Origin of the sequence: Paenibacillus sp. FSL L8-0436, assembly GCF_038593025.1 — a bacterium.
In the GTDB taxonomy this organism is placed as follows: Bacteria; Bacillota; Bacilli; order Paenibacillales; family Paenibacillaceae; genus Paenibacillus_AQ.
The window spans coordinates 3,381,766-3,405,175 of record NZ_CP151955.1 but is presented as its reverse complement, the minus strand read 5'-3'; the positions used below and the strand labels follow the sequence as shown (position 1 = coordinate 3,405,175).

Sequence of the window (23,410 nt, the reverse complement as noted above, 5' to 3'; positions counted from 1 at the left end):
ACTCCTCGCAAGCTGCTATTTGTTCTTCTCTAAAGTTTGGAATAGCCGGTGCAAGTGCATCGCCAGGAAACATAATTCTTCATCAGGAACTTCCACTTCCAGTGAACTTTGCATTACTTTCCCGAGTTTCTGCGCCAGCTTATATTCCGCTTTATACTCCTTCTTAATGTGCTTCACGAAGGGATTATCTATTAAGGATCCCTGCAGTATCCGTTCCAGCGAAAAACGCAGATGAATCATCAACCGGACATGGTTCATACTGCCGTGCTCAAAGGTAATCCTCTGCTCTTCCCGGATCATCTCAATCAATTCATTCACGATATTGGAGGCTTTCACCAGCTGTCCAACCGGAACATTGCTCACAGCGGAGTAAACATGATAGGTGAGGAACCCTACTTCGTCCTCAGGAATCTGTATTTTAAACTCGTCACTGATTTTTTCCGCCGCTTTGAAAGCGATCTCAAATTCCTTCGGGAAGGTCATTTTGGTTTCCTGTAAAAAAGGATTAATTATATCCATCCCGTTGCGCAGACGGTAGATGGTAAACTGGATATGACTCGGGAGCGCCAAATAAATCTTGTCGTTTAACTTGCCGGGAAACTGACAGGTGATATCTCCGATAATTTCATCGGTGATTTTCATTATTTTAGGATCAATGTCCTCGAGCAGTATTTGATACTGGCTCCATTCTTCCCGGTCTTCCAGGCGAAACAGCTTTTCGATCCGGTGATCGTTGCTTTCAATCACACCGGCATCTTTCACCGCAAAGCCGATGCCTTTGCCAATAATGACATATTCCTTGCCGTTCTTTTCTCCCTGGACCATTACAACGTTATTCCCTATCACACGCTGTACTTGAAATTGTTCGATTTCCCGTGACAAGTTCTCCCCTCCTTCCCCTAATATTCAGGCTACAGGCAACAAAAAAAGCCAAGAATCGTCTCAAATGAATGAAGACAATCCTTGGCTCATGCCCTTTACGGTAACACGCCAACTACATATAAATGATCATTTATGAGCCCATCATAAATCATAGTCCATAACGCCGTCAATGCTAATTTTTCAAAAGTCAAGCAAACTCATAAGACTAAGCTTATTCAACCGTAATCCATCGGCACATTCGGGTAATCACGTCTTTCATAACTACAGGTTTGCTTATGAAATCAGTTGCGCCCGCCGCCAGGCACTTCTCACGGTCCTCTTTCATGGTTTTAGCTGAAATTGCAATAATCGGCAGATCCGGAAGCAGGAGTTCTTCACGGATGATAGACAGAGTATCATAACCATCCAGATTCGGCATCATAATATCGAGCAGCACGATATCCACATTTGCCTGTTCCCTGACAATCTGTAAACACTCAAAGCCTGACTGTGCCGTCAGGATATTCATCTGATAAGGCTCCAGCCCTTGCTTAAGGGCATAAATATTACGAAGATCATCATCAACAATCAGCACAGTCCTGCCTTGGAGCATGTCATATTGTTTCTCAAACAAACTTGTGTCCACAGTTATAGTGGCCTTCTCAGGCTTTTGAGTGACTTCCTGCTCCCATGCCGCCGCAACGGTTGACCAGGAGCCCGGAGGCTGAAATCCCTCCTCTATGTCAGCTTCAAGGCAACGGCAAGGAAGAAATAGTGTAAAGGTACTGCCTTTGCCCAGCTCGCTTTGCAGTGAAATATACCCGCCCAGTAATCTGGCCAGCTGCAGGGAGATTGACAAACCCAATCCGGTTCCCCCAAATTTGCGTACAGTTGAACCGTCTGCCTGCATGAAAGCTTCAAAAATCAGCTCACGATGCTCTTCCGAAATCCCGATTCCCGTATCCTTGACGGAGAAAGCCAAAACTGGCTCAGCTGGGTTATACTGCGGGTCAGAATAGGCTTCAACCCTGGTAATGTCAACTTGCACGGAACCTACCTCCGTAAACTTAAAGGCATTGGACAGCAGATTGCGCAGAATTTGATGCAGCCGCATTTCGTCGGTATAAAATAGATCCGGTACTTCTGCACCGATGTTCACAGAAAACTCCAATTTCTGTTGTTCGGCGGTTTTACCAAAATACCCCTTGAGCAATGTAGGCAGCTCCGTAAGATTGACCGCATCCATTTCCACCATCATTTTGCCGGCTTCCACCTTGGACAGATCGAGAATATCGTTGATCATGACCAGCAAATCACTGCCGGAATTGTGAATGACCGAAGCATAACCTTGTTCTTCCTCGCTTAAGTTGTTATTGCGGTTCTCGGCCAGCAGTTGGGATAGAATAAGCATACTATTCAGCGGAGTACGCAGCTCATGCGACATATTCGCCAGGAATTCCGATTTATAGCGGGAGCTTAACTCAAGCTGCTCATTATATCGTTCCAGTTCCACTGCGGCATTCTCTGCAACGGTCTTCTGATTCTCCAGTTCCCGGTTGACCGTGAGCAATTCATTCGTTTGATTTTGCAATTCTTCGGTCTGCACCTGCAATTCCTCAGATTGCACCTGCAGTTCTTCCGATTGAACTTGCAGCTCTTCATTCATGACCTGGGAATCATGATACAATTTCTGGATTTCCATACGGGTCATCACTGAATTCACGGAAACCGCCATCATGTCCAAAAGCTTGGACAAAAGCTCATGGTGATACGATGCCCATTGAGTCAAAGAAGCTACTTCCAATACAGCCACTGTTTTATTCTCAAATATAATCGGTGCAATAACCGCGAAGCGGGGAGCCGTTCTGCCCAGTGCAGAATTAATGCTGATATAATTCTCCGGCAAATCTTCAACTATAATTATACGTTTATCTACTGCACATTGTCCCACAAGACCCACACCGGGTAAGATCGAATCTTCTGCAAACGGGAATTCTGTTTTCTCAGCACCGGCATAGGAATACATACATTTATAACGTTCCTTATGATCCATAACATAAATGGCACCGTATTGCATCTCAAGGGTTGTTGCCAGTTTATTCATAAAAGTCCTGCATAACAAATAAATATTTGTTGCTTCCTGCAGAATCGCGGACATGGCAGTCTGCTGCTCACTGCTCCACTGTTCCAGCTGCACTGTATCCAGCAGACTATTGGTAGCTTCACCAAGATCATAGATTTCATCCATGGTCTTTACCTTTATCCGCTCAGACATATTGCCGCCTCCAGCCATCCCATTAATTGCCAGAATGACATGCTGCAGCGGATTTACAATACTTGCAGAGATTAAATACGTAATCAAGACTGCGAGCAGCGCAACCAGTGTCCATAGAATATACATGGTTATCAGAAGTTTGCTATTACTTTCCTTCAAATTCGAATTCCGTTCATTGGTTAGCTTCCGCTCGTTATCCCGGAAATAGTCGGACTGCGAGCGGATCGAGTCAATAACCGATTTGCCGGTATCATTACGGAAAAACTCAGCTATGGCTTGATCCTCACCATTCCGCTTTAGATCAACCACTGGCTGTCCCGCCAGATCGATCCATAATTGAATATTTTCTTTAATAACGCCTAAATTCCGCATCTGGTCCGGATTGTCTGCAATCAGACCATTCAGCTTGGCAAGATTGATCTGCCAAGCTGCAAGGCCGCTATTAAATGGAACCAGGTAGGAATTGTCTCCGGTGAGCGCATATCCCCTTTGTCCGGTCTCCATATCCAGGACATTTTTTTCAATTTGATATGTAAGTTCGTGCACTTCTATATCATGGTCACTCAGGAATACTGTTTCCTTCTCAAGATCGGTAATTCTACTGGATACGATCAGCAGAAAAAGGCCTAACATTAATAAAATCAAGACATAGCCTACCGCAATTTTGCCACGGATATTTAAGCTCCAAGTTTGCTTCTTGGGCAAAGGTTTCAACCTCCATCTTGCATCCCGATATATACTATTATTGTCACAAGTAGCCTTCACTTTGTGGCAGTCTATCTTTTAATTGACGGATATTGTTTTCAAGTTTGATGATAACATCCTCCAACTCTCTGGGATCAATTCCTCTAACGATCGGAGGAGCAACTGGAATCGCCTTGGTCTCAGCTTTCATTTCGCGGAGTTCAATCTGCTGTTCCTGCCACTTATCCATCAAATCGGCAATCGTCGCATAAAATCGTTCGTAATCCTTGATTACGCTGTCCAGAAAAGTGTCTACTTCCTCCGCGTCATAACCACGAAGCTTCATACCAAATTCCTTCTCATGAATCGTCAGTGCATCAAGTGTAATGCCGAGCTGGCTGAACAGCTTTCTCTGCTTGTCCAATCGGCGTTTCATATGTTCATCCATTTAAGTGACCTCCAAGTTATCTGTGTTCTCCGGCAGTAACCATTATAACAGGCTGAGTGCAACCTGAAAATATCACTAAAGTTGCAGTTCTGATTTCATAGCTTCACTGATTGCTCTCCTCGCGAAAAGGGTAAGGTAAGAATACATCAGCAATACTACTCTTTTCGCAGAAAGGAAGATCACATAATGAGCCACTTAAGTAACTCGCAGCTAGCCACACTTAAAGCTGCTTTAGAAGAGCGCAAGGAAGAATTGGAACAACATTTCTCCAGTAATGGTGAAGAAAACAGCCTGCTCGGTGATTCGCTCAAAATCTCAACCGGTGAACTCTCCTCCGTCGACAACCATCCGGCTGACACAGGCACAGAGACCTTCGAAAGAAGCAGAGATTTGGGTATTAACAAAACTCTTTCAGAAGAATTCGAAGAGATAGAAGCCGCGCTGCAGCGAATGAAGGATGGAACCTACGGTGTCTGCATCGCCAGCAAACAAAATATCCCTTATGAACGTTTAGAGGCCATTCCTTACACAGCCTATGCCGTAGAATACTCTCCCGGCAGAGAGCTCTCGAGTGACCGTCCCGTAGAAGAACAGGTAATGACACCTCCTCCTGCCGGGGCAGGGGAGGGACGTCAGGAGCATAGCGGAAGATTTGATGATGCCGGGGCCTGGGATTCCGTTGAGGACTACGGCAGCGCCAGCTCTCCGGTCACACCTCCCGGGCAGGATGTAGAAAAAGAGGATTCCTAACTTTAGAAATTATCCGCTACCGCCTTGTTTAATATACCGAGGCAGCGGTCAAGGTCTGTCTTCACCTGCTTTTTATAGAGCCTGGCTTTTTCCTCCCCATCGGCCGTGAAATGATATAAGACGATTTCCTGAAAATCGACCTTAGGATCATTTCCCTTCAACTGCTTAGTGCGGTAAAGTATTCCTTGCTGCACCAGTTCATGGAGCGCACGGTAGATTTCACTTTGGGGAGGAGAATAGCCATGAGCTTTGAAATCTCTCCGCAAATCCTCCAGCATTTGATAACCGTATCCCTTGTGCTGTTCTACCATCGTAATCAGATATACTTTAATAAAAGCCCGCTGGGCAATCATAAATGCCATCGGCAACCCCTCCTTGTAGTGGAATGACTTTACCTGTTTTCTTTCTAACCTTTTCAGTAAACTCTATTGAACCCTCTATTACATAACTCTAGTAAAACACTATTTACCAATTTTCACAACCTGAAGCCTCCGCTTGCTTAGGGTCCACTTTTTCCTTGTTTGTATGACATAAGTTAAGATAAAATGGTTGTCATTCTCGTGGTAAGGTGGGCGAGTGATTTTTTTGATTTTTCTATTGTGAAATTTTCATATGATGAAATTAGGGTTATAGTAGTTGTTGTGATGGATGGTGCGCTGCCGCCGTGTTCAAAAAACCTTCGATGACGAAAAGTTGAAGACAGCTTGGGAATAGAGTTGCGACAAGTTGGAACAGATTGGGAAGTTGGTGGACTAAATAGAAGTATATTGTTGTGTAACTTCTGGATTCCGCCATGTAGCGTGTGTGCGGCGAATTCAGATGCATATATGCCTCTTATTCCATCCAGATGACTGTCCCTCCAATTTCTAATGTGCTTTCTGTGCAGCATACTGACACAGTTTCTGACACTTTTATGCGATCAGAAGTAGCCGCCTGTACCTCATTATGTTTTCGAGTGATCCACAATTTTCACACTGTATAATCTTCTATACAATAAAAAACTGTTCTTCCGGCTTGTCAGCAGAAGAACAGTTTTTGTTAGTTCAAATATAGGTCAAGGAGACTGATAAAGCCCCTTGCAATCAAACTTTATTTACAATCTGTTACGGTTATAAGTATCGGTTGTATCCCTGTTGATCAAGGTGCCCTCCACTGTAGTATCGCTGTAGAGGTTATTGTATCGACTAGAGTTCAGGGATTGGCTGCCGCTGAACACCTCGTGGATATCCCGGCCCCTGCCGTTGTCATCTACGAGAACAAGGATTTTGCCGCTGTCGACATATCCTTCATATTCCTTGGCTTCATCCTCAGGAATACCAAGACCAATCAATCCGCCTACCAGACCACCGGCACCTGCACCAATAGCTGCTCCAGTGAGTGTTGCCACAATAGGTCCAGCCGCCAGAATGGGACCGATCCCCGGAATGGCCAATGCCCCGATTCCTGCGAGCAACCCGGTAATTCCGCCTACCACACCACCTGTAGCCGCGCCTGTCGCTACCCCTTCGGGAGCCATCGTACCTGTATCATCAGAAATGCTTTTTAATTCATCGCGGTCTCTTGTGATTACTGAGATTTCGTCATTGCTGACTCCTCGACTTTGAAGTCCTTCAATTGCTCTGGTCGCTTCTTGTTCCGTATCGAAAACTCCTACAATTTTGTTAGTCACTTGAAGCCCTCCTTCGTAATTGTGGTTCGCTACATTATTACCCTTTAGCGGCTGAACCAAACAGTTTACAGAGCAAGACTTCACAATTCCCTGAAAATTCATAGTTTTTCTGTTCTTCGTACGATCAGTCGTCCTTGTTTAACAAGATGTATCCGTGTGGGACGATTCATCGTCCCTATTTAACCGGATGTATCCGTGTGGGACGATTCATCGTCCCTATTTAACCGGACGGGTCCGGTTTGTAGGCGCCGCCTGCAGCGGATCCTCCGGCCAATAATGTTTGGGATATCTGCCTTTGAGATCCTTCTTTACCTCGAAATAGGTACTGCGCCAAAAGCTCGCCAGATCGGAGGTGACCTGCATCGGCCGTCTCGCCGGTGACAGCAGATGCAGCAGTACAGGAACTTGCCCCATGCCGATTCTCGGTGTATCTACCTGCCCGAACATCTCCTGGAGTCTTACTGCCAGCACAGGCGCACCCGGATTGCTGTAATCCAGCGGTATCCGAGATCCGCTGGGCACCGCGATATGTGTCGGCGCTTCCTTGTCCAGCTTCTGTCGGCTGTTCCAGTCCAGCATTCCTTCAAGTGCCCGGCTTAAGGGAAGACGCTGAAGATCACGCAGGTTGCGCATGCCCTGGATGAAGGGCCTCAGCCATTCATCCAGCGAGCCAAGCAAGGCTTCATCCGCCACATCAGGCCAATCCGTCCGCAGTCCATGCATGAATGCCATCCGCTGCCGCAACTGCACTGTTCCTTTATCCCAAGGCAATAGCTCCAGACCTTCTGCGGATATCACCCCCAGCAGGACTTCCTCCGTCTCTTCTGCCGTAGGCCGCTCATGCGTGGTCTCTTTCAATACCAGAGCGCCGAGCAGCGTACGCCGGCGCGCTTTGACGCTTCCGCTCTCTTTGTCCCAGTAAACCTCCCGTTCCTCTGTAAAACTGCCCGCATGATGACGGAGCAGCTCTTCTTCAGGCAGATCTGCGGCCAGCATGATCCGCCCCTGCCCGGCGCGGTCGTCCACGCCGGCGGCAACAATATAGGGCGAACGCGACAGCGGCTGCCCTTCCCGCATCGCCGCCCCCCGGCCGCCGGCCAGCAGAAACGCGCCATCGCCGCGTTTCTGCCCGACCCGGTCGGGATAGGCGAACGACAGCAGCAGTCCTGTGCCGCTGCTGTCTCGGGGCACTTCCGGCGCGGCTTGCAGCTGCGCCAGGAGATTCCGGCTCTCGCGCTGCACCGCGCGCAAGATCGCCGGGTCCGCTCCGCCCGTCCCGGCGGAGCGCTCAAACCTCAACAGCGCCTCCACGCGCAGCGTGAGGTCGCTGTCCGCAGCGGCGGGACCCTTGAAGAGGTCCCGCTCCTGCAGCAGTGCCGCCAGCCGGCAGGCGAGCGGCGCGGCGCCAAGCTCTGCCGCGCGCAGCAGCATATGCGCGGCACGCGGGTGCGCGCCAAGCGCGGCCATGCTGCGGCCGTGCGGCGTGATGGCGCCGCCGGCATCCAGCGCGCCGAGCTGGTGCAGCAGCGCAGCGCCCTGCGCGTAAGGCGCGGCGGGCGGCGCATCCAGCCAGGGCAGCGCGGCAGGATCGCGCACGCCCCACAGCGCCAGCTCCAGCGCGAGCTGCGCCAGGTCGGTTTCCATGATTTCCGGCACGTTGTCGTCCGGAAGACGTTGATGCTCCTCGCTGCTCCACAGCCGGTAGCAGACTCCCGGCGCAGTCCGCCCGGCACGGCCACGGCGTTGGTCAGCCGATGCCTTCGATACCGGCACTGTTGTCAGCCGCGGCATGCCGGTACGCGGAGAGAATACCTGCGTACGGCGCTGCCCGGTGTCTATCACCGTCCGCACCCCTTCAATGGTCAAGCTTGTTTCGGCGATGGAAGTTGCCAATACGACCTTGCGCTCACCCGGCACGGCTGGAGCCACCGCCGCATCCTGCATGGCCTGCGGGAGCTGGCCATACAGCGGCCGCAGCACCGTCCCTTGGGGAAGCGCCCCGCTTTGCAGCTCACGTTCGGTACGGCGGATCTCCCGTTCGCCGGGCAGGAACACCAGTACATCACCGTGCTGCTCATCCAGGGCCCGGCGGACTGCAATGGCCGCTGCTTGCTCCAGTTGCGCTGTGCCTGATCCCGGAACATAAATCGTCTCCACCGGATAGGTGCGGCCGGGACAATCCACTACCGGAGCTCCGCCAAGCAGCGCCGACACCCGTTCTCCATCCAGTGTAGCCGACATAATGAGAATACGCAGATCTTCACGCAGCACAGACTGTGCCTCCAGCGTCAGTGCCAGCCCGAGATCAGCATGAAGACTGCGCTCATGAAATTCATCAAAAATAATAAGCCCAACATCGCCAAGCGAAGGATCGCTTTGCAGCATTCTCGTCAGCACACCTTCGGTCACAACAACAATCCGTGTATTTTTGCCAACCTTGCTGTCCATACGCATCCGGTAACCTACCGTCTGTCCCACACTCTCTCCAAGGCAGGCTGCCATATAAACAGCCGCCGAACGGGCTGCAAGCCTTCTGGGCTCCAGCATTAGAATACTCTTGCCAGACATCCAAGGCTCGTTCAAAAAAGCCGGAGGGGTTCCGGTCGTCTTCCCCGCACCGGGTTCGGCAATAAGTACAGCTGCTTTATTCTTATTCAGTATCAATTTCAGGTCAGGAAGCACCTGCATAATAGGAAGCTGTTTCATCTTTTCTCTCCATAATCTGTGATTAACTTGGTATAATTGGCAGCGCGTATTGCATCTACCCTGCCTAATCATCATGGGCGAAACGATCCTAAATTTCAAGACGCCTCATAAAGTTGCATTCCAACACTCACAGCCGGATACACATATACCGAAAGACAAAAAAAGCCTGCCGCCCCTCCGGGCGCAGACTTATTCTTCTTCACTCAGCAGCTTCTGACGAATTTTATCGCCGTACTCCAGGATGGAACTGCTGCTCTCCAGCCCACGCTGCCTCAGCAGTTCCTGCAGCCGAAGTCTCTTCATGGAGAGCTTGTTCTCCAGCGTTTTCTGTTCACCAGAACCAGTATCCCCGCTGTTGCGGCATGCTGCCAGCAGTTCCTCAAGAGTTACACATTCCTTACGAAGTGTGATCTCTTCCGGCAGCAGCCCGGCATTTTTCATAATCTTGAATGACATCCGCAGTTCCTCAGGAACCCCCGACAAGTCCTCCAGCTCCAGCGGCTTTCCAGACCCGGGAAGATCCTCGAATTCCCCGCTCCGCATCGCTTCCTGAATCCGCTGCTCCGCCAGCCATGACAGCATGCCCATATCGTACCGCTCCTTGTGTTCAGAACCCGTTTTGCTTCTTATTTTAACACAGCCGGAATGTCATTTCATTTCTGCTTGGGTTTATGATAACCGCGGTCTCCATAGGGAGACAGCTGGTCCATCCATTTGCTCTCCAGCTCCGGAAGCTGCTTTCTGTATTTGGCCAGCTCGGACACGGATGCCACAAAATCCTCCTCCGGTTTGATTTGTTCCAGAATCTCAAAACGGAAGGCCTCTTCCCCGTACTCTACCCAGTCGGCCATCAGCGATTTATTGTCATGGCTATTAATATCGAGCATAAATTTATGCTTGTTCCATACGCCTTCCAGGTTAAGACTGCTGCCTACAAAAGACTTATCGTTCTTCGTATTCACAATCCGGTACACACCCATCGGCCGATGAGAGTGGGCATAATCATAGGCCAGTTCTTTGCGTCTTGCTTTTTCCATTATTCCTGATCTCTCCTTCAATAATAAGCTCTGTCCCGGGGCACAGGCTCTATAATTTAACCCAGTAGCTGCTGCCGTCATCCTCGCGGTCCAGCAGGCCATAATCAATCAGATAACGCCGCAGAGTGACATGATCAGGGAAGGCTTCACCCAGAATGGCGTTAACCTCTTTCTCACTGTATTTGCGGCCGGCGGCAAACCTCTTAATCAGCTGGCGAAGAATGGCGGCTTTCCGCTTCTGCTTCTTGGGAAATTCGGATAACGGGCCATCCAGTCCCTCCTTAAAATAAGTCCCAAGGATCTCGGCATTCTCCTCTTCCGTAATAGCAAAACGTTCATCGATCATGGAAGCGGAGCGCGGGATACTTACAAATGGTGAAGAAACACCCGGTTTCTCCTCAGCCAGCTCCATGACGGCAAGAAACAATTTGGCTTGCTTGACCTTCTCACGCAGTGTGAACCGGTGATTCCGCACCGTGGAAGTACTGCCGATTCCTAGCTCCTTGGCAACCTCCCCGTCACTGAGGCTCTGATGAAATGCAAGCAACAGCCCTTTCTGCAGATCCGTCAGCCCTATAAGTTTCTTATCCATTCCGAGCAGCCAATTAAACATGGTGCCATGAACATTGGCCACATGAAGCGCAGCATATTTCTCTGCCTCATAGTAATGGTTGTCATTCTTATAGATAATACCCTTCTCATATTCTTCACCGCATACCAGACAGGTATAGATTCCTGAACGGTCTCGCGTCTCAAAAATATAACCTTGCTTTAGCTCCTCAATCGAGGCATTCCAGAATTTTTCCGAAATACTGACTGAACCCTTTCCTTCCGGCAACTCAATCACCCAATCCACTTTATTTAATATAAACATATTATCATTTTGTTTGTTATTTTACAACTATCTAATTAGGTTGTTTGGTTTTTGTTCTTGTAAAAAAAATAAAAAACACCACCTTTCGGCAGTGTTTCATTCCTCTTATTGTTCAGCCTCCGATTTTTTATAAACTACCCTAGAGTGTAGCTGAGGCTTGTTTCAGCAATGCACCCAGCAGCTCATAATCAACCGTATAGCATACCGGGTCAATCCAGGCATGGACCATAACCTGTATGTTTACAACAAGAACAACACAGCAAACAGCCTCAACCCTGATCATTGATCTGATCACCGGTTAAGGCTGTTTGCTGGGAAGCAGATGAATTACCACCTGCTGCGTATGGGTTAGGACAACAGGGATTCTGCACCGTCGATCACAATCTGTGCACCCGTTATATGAATGGATTCATCCGAGGCTAGGAAAGCAACCAGATCCGCGACATTTTCCGGCTTGCCCGGTCCATCCGCGAGTGGCTGTGCCCCTTCCGGAAATTCAATCGGAATCACGATAGCTTCCATATCCTCATTAAATTCCGTGCTCTCATCAATATTGGTGGAGATCGCACCCGGACAGATTACATTGACCCGGATTTTGAACTTGGCCAGCTCCAGTGCCGCCATCTTAGCAAAGGCTACCTGACCGGCTTTAGTTGTGCTGTATGGGGACCAGCCGAAGCTGGCAAATCTGCTGTTGCCGTTAATCGAGCTGGTGATAATGATGCTCCCTTTCCCTTTATCCTTCAGATGGGGAATGCTGTACTTCAGCGTCAGGAAGGTTCCGGTCAGATTGACCGATATAGTACGTTCCCAATCACTAAGGCTGAGTTCCTCAATCGGACCCACAGCTCCGTTGATTCCAGCATTGGCGAACACAACATCAAGACCTCCGAAATGCTCAACAGTCCTGCGCACTGCTTCTTTCATCCGTTCCTCATCCGAGGTGTCTACGTCAATGGCCAGTGCACAATCCTTGCGGAGCTTATTCAGCTTCTGCTCCAGGATCGAAGTACGCTCATTCACCAGATCAAACAAGGCTACATTTGCACCTTCACGCGCCATTTGAATCGCCGTCGCTCTGCCGATTCCCGAGCCCGCACCTGTGATTATGGCTGTTTTTCCAAGAAAACGCTGCTTTTTAGCTATATTTGGGCTCATATGTACACTCTCCTTCCGATTCGTCCATCTAAGTGGCTCTGTTTCAAGATTACCCAAATCGGCCTTGATTATAATCAGGTTATGCAAAATTTGTGCAAACCAGGCAGCAAGTTGCACTAAAGATGCACAAAACAAGAGGATATAACCCGTTTGTCTCATTCAGATACAAAACTAAGCCCCACAATGTGGGGCCTGGATTCTGTACATTTAGTTTCCCAGCTGACGGACATCCACCTTCACGGTGAGCGTGCCCGATACTCCGCGGTAGACACCTTTGACCGGTACAATATCCTTGTAATCCCGGCCATGCCCAAGTTTGATATAACGCCAGCTTACTTCCACGTTATTGGTGGGATCAAAACCAAGCCAGCCCGTGCCGGGAATATGCGTCTCCACCCAGGCATGCGAAGCCTGCTCGAAATTGGCATTAGCTCCCTGCAAATCACCAACAAAATGATACCCGCTAACATATCTGGAAGGCAGACCGACACTGCGGCAGACCGCAATCATCAAGTGTGCGTAATCCTGGCAGACGCCGCGCTTCAGCTTTAAGGCTTTTTTCACAGTCGTGTTCACACTGGTAGCCTCGGGATCATACGTAAATTGCTCGTAGATGGTCGAAGACAGCTTTTTGGTCCACTCGTACATATCATCGGCTTCGTCAAAGGGATGCTGTGAAGCAAATTCAACCAGCTCAGGAGTCACTTCCGTATAACGCGTCGGCAAGATGAACTCAACATACCGGTTCTGGAATTTCTCATCATTGAGCAGTCTCACCTGCTCTTCCAGCGGAAGATGCGGCAGATCGTTACCCTGTGCTTTATCTAAAGTCACTACGGTCGCCTTCGTATGAATGACCATCTCCGTGTGCGGCTTGTTCACAGAATAAGCATGAACCCGGTTGCCGAAGAAATCCTCGTAAGTCAGCAAATTGGCGGGGGGAAACACCTCAACCTCATGATGGTAGCAGGACTGGCGGTAATTCGTGCGCGGCGTCAGCCTGATTTCATTGACACTGTCCGTAACCGGCTCGGGATAGCTGTAGGTGGTCGTATGATGGATCTGAATTTTCATACCCGCACTCCTTCACGGCGAAAAAAGGCGCCTTCCATCGTTTTGCCCAGTCTCAGGCATGATAACATCAGCGAATGCAGCACATCCTCGACGAGATCGCCGGACATTTCTTCTTTCTCCATATAATCCAGCTCTGCTTTGATCTTTCCGGCCTGGCGAATGACCTTCTCATGCCCGGAGCCCTTCTCAGAAGTATCCAGCTCGAGCTTGGCTAAATGCTCCTCCAATTTATGGAATGAAAAGCGGATCGAACGCGGAAAAGAGGCATTCACAATGAGGAACTCCAGAATACTCTCCGGTGACATGGCATCTGCATAATACCTTCGGAAGGATTGATATCCGCTCACGGATTTCAGCACCGCCTGAAGCTGGGTATAAATTGCGTTAATATCCTTAGACTTGCACTGTACAGTGACTGCCTGCAGAATCCGTGTCGTGTTCTCTGCCCGTTCCAGAAAGCGGCCGCTCTCAATAAAATGCCATTCATTTCCCCTCAGCATGATAGACTGCTCAGCCCCGAGGAACATCGCCGCCCGCTCTTTGACCTGCTGATAGAAATGATGCGGACCCCGCATAATATCCACTACCGACTGCTCTGCGAGCCACAGATTAAAACCGTTGGCAATATCCCACAGCTCGCTTGGCAAATGCTGACGCAAGGTGCGCAAATTGTTGCGCGCTTGATGAACACAAGAGAATAAAGAATTGGAATTGCCCAGATCCAGCGTAATGAAGGACAATACATCCTGTTCCGAAAAGCTGTCAAATTGCCGCAGGTATTCATTTCTGACCCCGAGCGCATCAATCAGCCTCGACCATTTATGTCCTTCCTCCTGGAAGTCCTCTTCCTGTTGAATGTGATAATGCACATCGATAAGCCGCGCATGATTCTCTGCCCGTTCAATATACCGGCCGATCCAAAACAAAGCCTCCGCATTCCGATTCAGCATCCTCGCCACTCCCTCATCTAACATAGTGATTCGGCATTTTATGATCCAGACGCAATATGCATTTTCCTTAGGCCATTACCCAGGTATCCTTGACCCCACCGCCTTGTGAAGAATTCACGACCAGCGAGCCTTCCTTCATGGCAACCCGGGTTAACCCTCCCGGAATCACATGCGGTTTGCGGTCCGCACCCATGAGTACGAATGCACGGAGATCAACATGACGCGGAGCCATTGTCCCTCCTGACAATACCGGTGCTCTTGAGAGCGACATAATCGGCTGGGCGATGTAACGGGCAGGGTCAGCGAGGATCTTGAGCCGGAAATCAACCAGTTCCTCCTTGGTAGCTTCACTTCCAATCAGCATGCCATAGCCGCCGGAGAGTGAGGTCTCTTTCACGACCATCTCCGCAAGATTATCGAGCACATACTGGCGTTCCTGCGGACGTGATAACAGGTAGGTGGGGACATTGCCCAGAATCGGCTCTTCATTGAGATAATACCGGATCATATCTGGAACATAGACATACATGGCTTTGTCATCGGCTACTCCGGTTCCCGGTGCATTGGCGATGGCAATGTTGCCTGCCCTGTAGGCATTCATCAGTCCGGCGACACCGAGCAGGGAGCTGGGCTGGAACGCCAGCGGATCGATATAGTCATCATCCAAACGGCGGTACAACACATCGACACGGCGCAGCCTATTCATTTCTTTCAGATAAATTTTGTGGTCCTGGGTCACCAAATCACGGCCTTCTACAAGATGAATGCCCATCTGTTGTGCCAGGAAAGCATGTTCATAATAAGCGGAGTTATATTCTCCCGGGGTCAGAAGCGCAATAACCGGATCTTTGGTCCTCGACGGAGATAAACTCCGCAGCACAGACAGAAAACGGTTTAAGCTATGATCCACATCCCGGATAGAGCTGGCGAAAGACAATTCGGGGAAAAGCTGATTCATGAGTGATCTGCCTTTAAACAGGTAGGAAAAGCCGGAAGGAGTACGCAGGTTGTCTTCGAGCACATAATACTCTCCGTCATGATGGCGGATCAGGTCAATGCCCGAGGTAGTGACATAAGCACCGCCGGGGACTCGCAGTCCCGCCATCTCCGGCCGGAAATAACAGTTGGAGATAATCATGCGGCGCGGGACAATCCCGTCTTTTACAATGTATTGCTCGTGGTAAATATCATGGATGAACAGGTTCAAAGCCGTAATCCGCTGGACAATGCCAGCCTCAAGCCTCTCCCATTCCCCCTTGGGGATAATCCGCGGAATCATATCGAAAGGAATCGTTCGTTCCATCGGATGATCCTGTGCCGGGTTGTACAGCGTAAAGGTTATACCTTCTTCCATCATCCGGCGCTGCAGCAGCTTCTGCTTGCCTTGCAGCTCTTCAGGGCTCATCCCGGAAAACATGCGGTTCACATGTTTGTAATGAGGACGGATGCTCCGTTCACCGGCATACATTTCATCATAGAAATGCTGCAGCGGATACGGAGACAGACCGGGCAAAGGATCAAGTTTGGACATGAGCCCGACTCCTTTCGGATCATTATAATGTGTAAAGTTTGTTGACAAGCTGGTTCGTAATTTACGAATTAAGTATGAAAATATTAAATACTACTCTCATAATACGTAAATGATATTGTTCATGTCAATATATATAACAACAAAATGGAGTTTATACCCCATCCAGCATTTGTGGAGTCGCTTCCTTTCTCATGAGTTTAGTTTTCGGGAGCGCGAAAGTGAATTATACATTGAATTGTATGCAGGTGAGTTGACAAGCAGTACTATTATGAATTTTTCATATAATGTTTTTTTAATATAAGTATCCAAATATAAAAGCACCCGTTCCTTCTATTTAAGAGGGGGCAGCTTTTTTCACACAATCGGTCATGACAAAAGCCCTGCAGAACGTGAATCGTTCTGCAGGGCTTTTATGGTAATCACAGTTCATCCTCGTTTGAAGCGCCTGCGGCGAGTTACTCCTGCGCTTCCTTCTGATCTTCGTCAGAGATCATCCCGGCGAACAGGGCATGGACGAACTGTCCGGAATCAAATGGCTGCAAATCCTCCATTTTCTCGCCCAGTCCAACCAGCTTCACCGGCAGATTCATTTCCTGGCGGATCGCCACAACAATTCCGCCTTTGGCGGTCCCGTCCAGCTTGGTCAGCACCAGGCCGGTAACGCCACTTTTTTCACCAAAAAGCTTCGCCTGCGTCAAGGCATTCTGACCGGTAGTCGCATCCAGCACCATCAGCACCTCATGCGGAGCGCTGGGAATTTCACGTTGAATGACCCGGAAGATCTTGTTTAGCTCTTCCATCAGGTTGCTCTTGTTCTGCAGTCTTCCCGCCGTATCGCAAATCAGCACATCCACATTCCGCTGCTTGGCTGCCTGCACCGCATCGAACATCACTGCAGCCGGGTCAGAGCCCGCCTGCTGCTTGATGACGTCAACACCAGCCCGTTGGCCCCAGACCTCAAGCTGCTCAATCGCTCCGGCCCGGAAGGTATCGCCTGCGGCGAGAAGAACCTTTTTACCCTCCTGTTTGTAGCGGTGTGCCAGCTTGCCGATTGTTGTTGTCTTGCCGACACCGTTTACGCCGACGAACAGAATAACGGTAATTCCGTCCGGATTCTCTTTCAGACTGTTGTCGTCATCGCCGCGCAGCAGCTCCATCAGTTTGCGGGAGAGGATCGGCTGCAGCTCCGAGGCATCCTCAATCCGTTTCTGCTTCACTTCAGCCCGAAGCTCTTCAACAAGCGACATTACCGTATTTACCCCGACATCGGCACCGATCAGAATCTCTTCCAGTTCCTCATAAAACTCTTCATCTATTTTTTTACGGCGGATGATGAGGTCGGATACCTTCTCAACGAAACCCTTGCGGGTTTTCTCCAGACCGTCGCGGAACTGTTTGGTAACCGTTTCGGTTTTACCGGAAATACTTTCTTTCAGTTTCTTAAAAAAACTCATGCTCTTCCTCCTCTTATCGTTAAGACACCAGATTCCCCGGTTCATTTCCGAAATACAATGCTTTCATTTAGGCAATCTCCGCTTCCTCATCCTCCAGCTTCACCGAGACAAGTTTCGATACGCCGCCTTCTTCCATCGTTACACCATACAGCACATCCGCTTCCTCCATGGTTCCTTTGCGATGGGTAACCACGATAAACTGTGTCTGCTCCGAGAACTCGCGCAGATACTGGGCAAAGCGGACTACGTTCGCTTCATCCAGTGCCGCTTCCACCTCATCCAGCACACAGAAAGGCACAGGTTTGACCTGCAGGATGGCAAACAGCAGTGCCATAGCGGTCAATGCGCGTTCACCGCCTGATAACAGCTGCAGATTTTGCAGTTTTTTGCCGGGAGGCTGGGCGACAATATCTATGCCTGTGTCGAGCATATGCTCGGGATCAAGCAGCATCAGGTCCGCCCGTCCGCCGCCGAACAGCTTCGAGAAAACCGTGCCGAATTCACGGCGGATGGCATCGAAGGTCTGCTTGAAGCGTTTGGACATCTCTTCTTCCATCTCATGAATGACATGGTAAAGTGTTGTTTTGGCCTCCACCAGATCATCCTTCTGGCTGCTGAGGAAAGTATAACGTTCATGCACGCGCTGATACTCCTCGATGGCCCCCAGGTTCACTTCGCCAAGCGCAGATATACTGCGCTTCAGACGCTGCACCTCCAGCTGTGCAGCCGGCACATCTTCGGGAACCGGATAACGCTGCTTCGCCAGTTCATAACTCAGCTCATAATCATCGCTCAGTTTACGGAGAATGTTGTCCAGCTCAACATCAAGCCGTCCTACAGCTACCTCGGTGGAACGCAGCTTGTCCTCCACGGCCTTTAAAGCCTGCCGCTGGTCTTTGGTTTCACCTTCGGCGAGCTCCAGCTTGCGGGTTAACGCCGCCCGTTCAGCGCGCGCCAAATCTAGCGTACCCGCCGTCTCTTCTTTCTTCAGGCGGTAGTTGTTCAGATCTTCCTTCTGTTTGACCGCTTCGCGTGAATTCTCTTCGAGATCCTTCTCGATGGTCATAAGCAGACTGCGGCTCTGGCGCAGCTCTTTATCCTGCGATCCGGCATCTTGCCTCATGCGTCTAAGCTGTTCCTCCAGTGAGAAAATCTCCTGGTCCAGCTTCCCCTCACTTACCTTCATGCCGGTCAGCTTACCCTGCAGCTCTTCCTTAGCCGTTTCACTCGCCTTACGCTCCGATTCGGCATTGCGGATAGCTTCATGGGCATCCTTCTCTTCTTTCTCCAGCCTTGCAAGCTCGGCAACCGCCTGATTGCGGCTCTCGTCCAGACTGCGGACTTCACTCTCAAAGCCGCTGCGTTCGGCACCCGCACCATCCACCTGCTCCTGAACATGGCGCAGTTCCTGTTCGAGCTGCTTCAAATCACCGGAGACCCGTTGCTCCTCCAGACGTTTCTCGTCACCGTCATGGCGCAGCTGCTCCAGCTTCTTCGCAGCGTTCTCCTGCTCCTCGCGAAGTTTGGCAATGCCTTGCTTCAGCTTGGCAATCTGACGTTCGCTTTCTTCAATTTCTCCGAACAGCTGGTCGAGCTGGCGTTTACGGCTCAGCAGGCTGTTGTTCTTCTTATGCTGACTGCCCCCGGTCATCGAACCGCCGGCATTGACAACATCGCCTTCCAGCGTAACTACACGGTAGCGGTATTGGCATTTGGCGGCGATCCGGTTAGCCTGTTCCAGACTTTCTGCAATAACGACATTTCCGAGCAAGCTGCCGACAATGCTTGCATATTTGTCCTCATAACCGACCAGATCACTGCCGATGCCGACAAATCCTTCCGCACCTTCCACCATACTGCGGTCGCTGCCGGTAATCTGCCGGGGCCGGATGACATCCAGCGGCAGAAATGTAGCCCGTCCCAGCTGGCGCTGCTTCAGGAAGGTGATTGCTTGACGGGAGACGGCTTCATTATCCATAACCACATGCTGAAGCGATGCGCCTAGCGCTGTTTCCACAGCCAGCTCCAGCCGTTCCGGCACGGAGATCAGCTCCGCTACTGCACCGTGCACACCGCTTAGCTGGCCTTTGCGCGCTCCCTTAAGGACCTCTTTGACTCCAAGCATAAATCCGTCAAAATCATCCTGCATTTCCTTCATCGTCTCATGCCGGGAAACCTGGGCTTCGCGCTTCTGTTCCCATTTACGGAGTCCGCTCTGCGTTTCCTCCAGCAGCTTCTGGCGTTTGCTGGTCTGCTCGCTTTCCGTGATGTAGGCGCCGCGCAGCGTTCCAATCTCTTTGCCGAGTGTGGCAATGGTATCCTTCAGACCCTTCTGCGAAGCAGACAACTCCGCAAGCCGCGCAACCCATTTGCCGCTTTCCTCAACGCTGCGGCTCATCCGCCGCTCCAAGGCTTCCTTCTGCTGATCCGCGTATCGAATTTCGTTGCGGGCCTGGGCCATCAGGTTCATCAGCTCAAGCAAGGCGCTTTTCAGCTTCTCCTCCTTGCTTTGGCTAATCCCGCCGGCCACTCCTTCCAGCCGGACTTCCTCATCTGCCAGTTGAGCGCGCAGCTCCTCCAGAGCCTGTCTTGACTGCTGCAGCTTATGCTCCAGCTCTGCCAGCTCGCGCTGTCTACCCTCTGAGCGCTCTCCTACCGAGCCCAGTGTAAGCATCAATTGCTCGCGGTTGTTCTCCAGGTTGCGCTTGCGCTCCTTCAGCACTTCGCCGTAACCTTCACTTTTCTCATTCGCTTCACTGTAACGAAGCAGCTGTTCCTGCAGCTGTTCTACCTGTGCCTCCAGCGCGCGAAGCTCAGAACGCCCGCTCTCCAGCTTGGCGTCATGGGCCGAAACGACGGTGGACAGCTCAAGCTGTTCGACCTGCAGCGTTTCAAGCCGGGCATTGCCTTCCTTCCAGGCGGTATGAATGCCTTCTATCTGATGCACGTACACGGAGATTTCCAGCTGTTTCAGCTGCTCGCGCAGCTCCTTATAGCGGATGGCCTTCTCCGATTGATCCTTGAGCGGACCTACCTGATCCTCCAGCTCGCTGATCAAATCATGAATCCGGAGCAGATTCTGCTCGGTTTCGTCCAGCTTGCGGCCCGCGTCTTTTTTGCGTGATTTATACTTAACAATACCTGAGGCCTCTTCAAAAATACCGCGGCGATCCTCGGAACGCGTACTCAGAATTTCTTCAATCCGGCCTTGTCCGATAATCGAATAAGCCTCACGTCCGATGCCGGTATCCATAAACAGCTCTGTGATATCCTTCAGCCTGCAAGCCTGCTTATTGATTAAATATTCACTTTCACCGCTGCGGTGCACACGGCGCGTTACTGTAACTTCGCTGAAATCGAGCGGTAGGACATGATCCTCATTATCCAGCGTGAGCGACACCTCACCGTAATTCACGGCTTTGCGTGCATCACTTCCGGCAAAGATAATATCCTCCATCTTGCCGCCGCGCAGCGATTTGGCGCTCTGTTCACCGAGCACCCAGCGGATGCCGTCGGAAATATTGCTTTTGCCGCTGCCGTTCGGGCCAACGACGGCCGTTATGCCGCGTACAAATTCCATTTCCGTTTTGTCGGCAAATGATTTAAAGCCCGCTAATTCAATCCGTTTCAAAAACATAACTCGCCTATCACCTCTGACCCATTATACCATAGCGTTCAACTCCTAAAATAGCTCTGATTCATGAAGAACGCAAAGGCTGTATGTGAGATATTAAATTGACACTTTTTAGGAAAAGTGATGTAGTAATAGTGTGTTTTAAGATGGTATTATTTATCATTTAATGGAAATGTTGAGATATTCAATTTCTAACGAAAAAGGGTGATTGCATTGGAACTCGGATCCGAGCGGCATGGGGAAATTATACGTTACCGCAGTGGACATATTACGATGGAAGAAGATCTTATCGTTACGGAGCATCCGGTCACAATCAAAATAAACGGTGATGAATTCGTCACTCTGGTATGCACGCCTGAATATATCGAGGACATGGTTATCGGTTATTTGGCATCCGAAGGAATCATTAGAGGGTTCCAGGATATCAAGGCGATTTGGAGTCAGGAAGAAGAAGGTTTCGTCCACGTAACTATAGACCACTTAAGCCCATTACACCGTCAGCTGTTCGCCAAGCGATATGTAACTTCCTGCTGCGGGTCAAGCCGGCATGGCTTCGTCTACGTTAATGATGCCAGAACGGCCAAAATTGCGGACGGGGTACATGTGTCACTTTCTTTCGACGATTGTTTCCGCTTAATGGAGGAAGTGCAAACGGGATCAGAGCTGTTCCACCGCACCGGTGGCGTCCATTCTGCTGCAATTTGCGATGCCGGCGGTGTGCTGCTGGCCCGCAGCGACATTGGGCGTCATAATGCACTGGACAAAATTTACGGCTACTGCCTGAAGCAACATTTGAAACTCAATGACAAAATTGTTGTTTTCAGCGGACGGATCTCTTCGGAAATCTTATTGAAAGTAGCCAAAATAGGCTGTGAAATGATTTTGTCCAAATCTGCCCCCACCGGACTAGCGCTTGAGCTGGCCGAACAGTTAGGAATCACCACCGTTGGTTTCATTCGTCAGAATTCATGTAATGTGTATACCCGTCCGGATCGTATCTCCGGCTGTCCCGCTTTCCCCCCTCCATGAAACTCAAATTTCAAGCACAAAACTCACTGTTCTCTATTTTTACTTTTGTTACAATTTTTTCTAGGGCGTAGCAATTGTTATTTTTTGGTTATATGATTAATCCCCTCCAGGATAGGGAGTGATGTCAACGGAACAATTGCTGGATCGATTATATGAAGAAGAATCACTGGAAGCTCAAGAGATCATTGCTGTGCTGAGGAACCCGGACCAGAATCTAAAAAAGCGGCTTCATCACCTGGCCCATCTGAAAAGAATGGAACGTTATGGCGACCGTGTATTTTTGCGTGGGCTGATCGAATTCTCCAATATTTGCAAACAGAACTGCCTGTATTGCGGCATACGCTCCGGCAATAAGACGGTCAGCCGCTATCGGCTCCAACCTGAAGAAATCTTGGAATGCTGCCGGGAAGGGTATGAACTGGGCTATCGTACCTTTGTTCTGCAGAGCGGAGAAGACGATTGGTATACCACTGAGAAGCTGGCCGAGCTCATTGCGCGCATTAAAACACTCTATCCGGATACCGCGGTAACACTGTCGATTGGTGAACGGGATGATGAGACTTACGCTACACTGCTCGCGGCCGGAGCTGACCGTTACTTACTGCGCCATGAGACGGCCTCCCGTAAGCTGTACCAAGCCCTCCACCCGACCATGACCTTTGACAGCCGCCGGAATCGGTTGGAGGCTCTCAAGTCCCTCGGCTATCAGGTGGGTGCAGGCTTCATGGTAGGTTTACCAGGCCAAACGCCCGGGGATTTGGCTGAAGACCTGCTGTATCTTAAGGCGCTTGAACCGGATATGATCGGCATTGGCCCTTTTTTGCCGCATCAGGCCACACCCTTAAAGGACGAGCCGGCCGGAACAGTAATAAATACACTGGATATGATTGCTCTTGCCCGGCTCTTCGTGCCGAATGCCCTAATCCCTGCTACAACAGCCATGGGAACCGCTCACCCGAACGGGCGGGAGCTGGCGTTGCAAGCAGGCGCCAATGTGGTCATGCCTAATCTCTCTCCTTTGACAGTACGAGCCCAATATACGCTCTACAATAACAAAATCTGTCTGGGTGACGAATCCGCCCAATGCAGATTCTGTCTGGAACAGCGGATTGAAGCTGCCGGATTCCATGTGGATATGGGCCGGGGAGATAGTCTGAATCATCTATCCCGCACTTCTGCACAGCACGTTCCATTGTAAGGAAGCCACCGAATCAGCCTGTTGTCATCTCGCAATCAAGTTGGAAGTGTTCAAGTCTGCTTGTCAATCTAATAATGA

19 protein-coding genes are annotated in these 23,410 nt (G+C 50.2%); 3 read left to right on the top strand and 16 right to left on the bottom strand.

All coding sequences use genetic code 11. The features are described 5' to 3' along the window. Window positions 1-15: 15 nt before the first annotated feature. The 3 genes from NSS79_RS15700 to NSS79_RS15690 all read right to left on the bottom strand — a co-directional run bounded on the left by NSS79_RS15700 (window position 16) and on the right by NSS79_RS15690 (window position 4,268). Complete coding sequence (locus tag NSS79_RS15700) at window positions 16-882, bottom strand: PRD domain-containing protein (protein ID WP_342440055.1); 867 nt, start codon at window positions 880-882, stop codon at window positions 16-18. Between the two features lie 211 nt (window positions 883-1,093). Continuing rightward, window positions 1,094-3,841, bottom strand: a complete 2,748-nt coding sequence (locus NSS79_RS15695) for a CHASE3 domain-containing protein (protein ID WP_342440054.1) — start codon at window positions 3,839-3,841, stop codon at window positions 1,094-1,096. 43 nt (window positions 3,842-3,884) lie between these two features. Then, on the bottom strand, window positions 3,885-4,268 hold the full coding sequence (locus tag NSS79_RS15690) for a DivIVA domain-containing protein (protein WP_038591281.1): 384 nt from the start codon (window positions 4,266-4,268) through the stop codon (window positions 3,885-3,887). Window positions 4,269-4,454: 186 nt separating this feature from the next. Here NSS79_RS15690 and NSS79_RS15685 point away from each other — a divergent pair, with 186 nt between their 5' ends. Beyond that, window positions 4,455-5,018 (top strand): conjugal transfer protein TraR, encoded by a 564-nt coding sequence (locus NSS79_RS15685; RefSeq protein ID WP_342440053.1) that lies wholly within the window; start codon window positions 4,455-4,457, stop codon window positions 5,016-5,018. Window positions 5,019-5,020: 2 nt separating this feature from the next. On the opposite strand, the gene NSS79_RS15680 is transcribed toward NSS79_RS15685, so the two are convergent. The 13 genes from NSS79_RS15680 to smc all read right to left on the bottom strand — a co-directional run bounded on the left by NSS79_RS15680 (window position 5,021) and on the right by smc (window position 21,108). After that, the gene (locus NSS79_RS15680; protein WP_020432045.1) at window positions 5,021-5,380 is read right to left on the bottom strand and encodes a helix-turn-helix transcriptional regulator; all 360 of its coding nucleotides are present in this window, start codon (window positions 5,378-5,380) and stop codon (window positions 5,021-5,023) included. A 731-nt stretch (window positions 5,381-6,111) separates the two neighbouring features. Beyond that, window positions 6,112-6,687 (bottom strand): general stress protein, encoded by a 576-nt coding sequence (locus tag NSS79_RS15675; protein WP_342440052.1) that lies wholly within the window; start codon window positions 6,685-6,687, stop codon window positions 6,112-6,114. A gap of 216 nt (window positions 6,688-6,903) precedes the next feature. Then, complete coding sequence (gene hrpB / locus NSS79_RS15670) at window positions 6,904-9,393, bottom strand: ATP-dependent helicase HrpB (protein WP_342440051.1); 2,490 nt, start codon at window positions 9,391-9,393, stop codon at window positions 6,904-6,906. A 189-nt stretch (window positions 9,394-9,582) separates the two neighbouring features. Next, the gene (locus NSS79_RS15665; protein WP_342440050.1) at window positions 9,583-9,981 is read right to left on the bottom strand and encodes a DnaJ family domain-containing protein; all 399 of its coding nucleotides are present in this window, start codon (window positions 9,979-9,981) and stop codon (window positions 9,583-9,585) included. 65 nt (window positions 9,982-10,046) lie between these two features. Beyond that, window positions 10,047-10,430 carry a GIY-YIG nuclease family protein gene (locus NSS79_RS15660; protein WP_038591260.1) on the bottom strand — a complete coding sequence of 128 codons (384 nt, stop codon included), beginning with the start codon at window positions 10,428-10,430 and terminating at the stop codon, window positions 10,047-10,049. A 49-nt stretch (window positions 10,431-10,479) separates the two neighbouring features. Continuing rightward, on the bottom strand, window positions 10,480-11,274 hold the full coding sequence (locus NSS79_RS15655) for a DUF2087 domain-containing protein (protein ID WP_342440382.1): 795 nt from the start codon (window positions 11,272-11,274) through the stop codon (window positions 10,480-10,482). A gap of 169 nt (window positions 11,275-11,443) precedes the next feature. Further along, window positions 11,444-11,587 (bottom strand): hypothetical protein, encoded by a 144-nt coding sequence (locus NSS79_RS15650; protein ID WP_342440049.1) that lies wholly within the window; start codon window positions 11,585-11,587, stop codon window positions 11,444-11,446. Window positions 11,588-11,652: 65 nt separating this feature from the next. Beyond that, window positions 11,653-12,462 carry an SDR family NAD(P)-dependent oxidoreductase gene (locus NSS79_RS15645; RefSeq protein WP_038591254.1) on the bottom strand — a complete coding sequence of 270 codons (810 nt, stop codon included), beginning with the start codon at window positions 12,460-12,462 and terminating at the stop codon, window positions 11,653-11,655. Window positions 12,463-12,669: 207 nt separating this feature from the next. Next, the gene (locus NSS79_RS15640; protein WP_038591251.1) at window positions 12,670-13,536 is read right to left on the bottom strand and encodes a transglutaminase family protein; all 867 of its coding nucleotides are present in this window, start codon (window positions 13,534-13,536) and stop codon (window positions 12,670-12,672) included. Next, window positions 13,533-14,486: an alpha-E domain-containing protein gene (locus tag NSS79_RS15635; RefSeq protein WP_342440048.1), complete on the bottom strand. Its 954-nt coding sequence runs from the start codon at window positions 14,484-14,486 to the stop codon at window positions 13,533-13,535. Before NSS79_RS15635 ends, NSS79_RS15640 begins: the two co-directional genes overlap by 4 nt. 67 nt (window positions 14,487-14,553) lie before the next feature. Next, window positions 14,554-16,017 carry a circularly permuted type 2 ATP-grasp protein gene (locus NSS79_RS15630; protein WP_342440047.1) on the bottom strand — a complete coding sequence of 488 codons (1,464 nt, stop codon included), beginning with the start codon at window positions 16,015-16,017 and terminating at the stop codon, window positions 14,554-14,556. A gap of 455 nt (window positions 16,018-16,472) precedes the next feature. After that, entirely contained in the window at window positions 16,473-17,471 is a 999-nt protein-coding gene (gene ftsY / locus NSS79_RS15625) for a signal recognition particle-docking protein FtsY (protein WP_038591243.1), read from the bottom strand. Between the two features lie 67 nt (window positions 17,472-17,538). Beyond that, window positions 17,539-21,108: a chromosome segregation protein SMC gene (gene smc, locus NSS79_RS15620; RefSeq protein WP_342440046.1), complete on the bottom strand. Its 3,570-nt coding sequence runs from the start codon at window positions 21,106-21,108 to the stop codon at window positions 17,539-17,541. Window positions 21,109-21,378: 270 nt separating this feature from the next. On the opposite strand from smc, the gene fdhD reads away from it, so the two are divergent. Continuing rightward, a complete protein-coding gene (gene fdhD, locus NSS79_RS15615; RefSeq protein ID WP_342440381.1) occupies window positions 21,379-22,134 on the top strand; it encodes a formate dehydrogenase accessory sulfurtransferase FdhD in 756 nt (251 codons plus the stop codon). Between the two features lie 121 nt (window positions 22,135-22,255). Further along, window positions 22,256-23,332 carry a [FeFe] hydrogenase H-cluster radical SAM maturase HydE gene (gene hydE / locus NSS79_RS15610; RefSeq protein WP_342440045.1) on the top strand — a complete coding sequence of 359 codons (1,077 nt, stop codon included), beginning with the start codon at window positions 22,256-22,258 and terminating at the stop codon, window positions 23,330-23,332. Window positions 23,333-23,410 lie beyond the last annotated feature (78 nt).